This is a genomic window from Alkalilimnicola sp. S0819 (assembly GCF_009295635.1).
In the GTDB taxonomy this organism is placed as follows: domain Bacteria; phylum Pseudomonadota; class Gammaproteobacteria; order Nitrococcales; family WHIW01; genus S0819.
In genome coordinates, this window is sequence record NZ_WHIW01000042.1 from 1 (window position 1) to 895 (window position 895).

Genomic DNA, 895 nt, shown 5'->3' on the forward strand with positions numbered 1-895 from the left:
ATCCTCGGTGTGGTGGCAGCGTTCGCATGCAGACGGATCTTCATGGATGATTCCTCCTAAGCTCACTGAGCACCTCTCGCGCTACCCATAGAGGGTAACTCCTGAGGGAGATGGAATCATCAGGGACCCGACATGTAGCGCAGCGGAATAGCGGTCAGGTGCAGCGATTTGTTAGGCTTTGAAGTACATGTCATTGCGGATGTCACTCTCAGCAATCTCAATGAGCGCATCAAGAATGCGCTGCTTGTGTTGAGAGAAATAGTCTTGCGCGACATCTATTTTGGCGGAGTACTCTGGGCTTACCTGAGAATCGTTTAGAAACACTCCTACCGCATAACGATCTTCGAACGTTGCGCAGCGAATCTCGAACGTATTTCCGTTGTGCTCGATCTTCTTTGACATTGTGAATATCTCCGTTGGAAGCCTAACGTGCGGTTAAGCCGCGACGAAGTCGTCGGCTTGAACCGCGGGTTAGAACCGGTGGGGTAACGCGAAGCTCAGCGCGGGCCACCGATCCTTCTTGTTCTTGTCTCCTTCACCGAACGGGCCGGTGAGCGGTGTCTTGCCGGGAAGCTTCTGACCGTTGCTGCCCGATGTCAGAGCGCGCCTGCGACGCTTGCCATTACGCCAAGCCCTAATATGCCGAGCCCGACCGGTAACACATAAAAAAACAAGCTACGCAGTGGGCTCACGGAACGCTCCACACGCCAGAAGTGGACCGCCATTACAGCGAGAGCAGCCCCGTATACAAAGAGGCCCCACTCCGGTTTGGAGGCCCCTTCGTACCATGACCAACACATAGCTGCCAGTACGTATAGCACTAGTGGTTGAATCAACCGACTGGCACGTTCTAATTGTTCTCTGCTAGCGCCGATCTTCATGCTGGCACTCTAAC

1 protein-coding gene is annotated in these 895 nt (G+C 54.1%); it reads right to left on the minus strand.

All coding sequences use genetic code 11. The features are described from left to right. Positions 1-171 precede the first annotated feature (171 nt). Positions 172-402: a hypothetical protein gene (locus tag GBG68_RS13890; protein ID WP_152148389.1), complete on the minus strand. Its 231-nt coding sequence runs from the start codon at positions 400-402 to the stop codon at positions 172-174. Positions 403-895 lie beyond the last annotated feature (493 nt).

Bases quoted from the DNA above. Each gene is read 5' to 3' on its own strand.
- GBG68_RS13890 (WP_152148389.1), bottom strand. From the start codon at position 402: ATGTCAAAGAAGATCGAGCACAACGGAAATACGTTCGAGATTCGCTGC.